This is a genomic window from Pseudomonas sp. MWU12-2319 (assembly GCF_023242525.1).
Taxonomy (GTDB): Bacteria; Pseudomonadota; Gammaproteobacteria; order Pseudomonadales; family Pseudomonadaceae; genus Aquipseudomonas; species Aquipseudomonas gingeri_D.
The window spans coordinates 1-881 of the sequence record NZ_JALJES010000058.1; the positions used below are offsets into that span (position 1 = coordinate 1).

An 881-nucleotide genomic window follows, 5' to 3' on the forward strand; every position below is an offset into this window, starting at 1 on the left:
ACCACGCTTTGGCAAGAGTGTAAAAGGGGACAGTGTAAAAGGGGACGGATTTATTTTTAATTTTATGAGTAAGGTACTGCTCCTGCTAGGCGCGTCGAAAATAAATCCGTGGCCTATACTATTCGATCTAAAAGGGAGCGGATTTATTTTTTTTGGTGAGTAAAACGGTGGTCCTGTCAGGTGTATCAAAAATGAATCCGTCCCCTTTGCGTAAAAGGAGAGTCTGTCTTTTGAGTTTCAATTGGATTCTATTTATGTTGGAAGTATTGAGAATGGTGTGATTGATCGAACCCTCCAGAGCGGGTTGATTGCGCCATGGCGAGATAATCTCAGTGGGCAAGGTAAGTAGATTTTTTCTACCGTATCCGAATGCTGACCTAAAAAGGGCCGATTTGAATGGTGCTGCGAGACTGGCTAATGGGCGTCCCCTTTTTTGCTTGAAAGGTGTTGGTGGTAAGGCATTTGATTTTTACACAGGGATTAAGGATGATAAATAATTTGTTTTTGCGCGCATGCAGACTGATCGGTTTGTTTGTTATGGTGTGGTGTGTTTTTTGTTTGGTTTCATTAGTCGTTGTTTTGGTCGTTGCGACTCCTTTTATGGCGGATTTTAATAAGGTGTTTTTATGGCTTGGTTTTCCATTGTCTTTTGTCTTGACTTTTTGGTGGTGGTGTAAAAATTTAAGCTTAATAAAGCGTGCCATTTTCTGAGCGGAGAAGAAGAGCCCCAAAGGGGACTGTAAAAGGGGACGGATTTATTTTTGATTTTATGAGTAAGGTACTGCTCCTGCTAGGCGCGTCGAAAATAGATCCGTCCCCTATGCTTCTAGTCCCCTATGCTTCTATGGTTCTTGGAGTATAAAATGAAAGCGTATTTTAAA

1 protein-coding gene is annotated in these 881 nt (G+C 41.4%); it reads right to left on the bottom strand.

The features are described 5' to 3' along the window. Positions 1-377: 377 nt before the first annotated feature. Positions 378-704 (bottom strand): hypothetical protein, encoded by a 327-nt coding sequence (locus M5C01_RS32730; RefSeq protein ID WP_152742421.1) that lies wholly within the window; start codon positions 702-704, stop codon positions 378-380. Positions 705-881: the final 177 nt, after the last annotated feature.

Bases quoted from the DNA above. Each gene is read 5' to 3' on its own strand.
- M5C01_RS32730 (WP_152742421.1), bottom strand. From the start codon at position 704: ATGGCACGCTTTATTAAGCTTAAATTTTTACACCACCACCAAAAAGTC.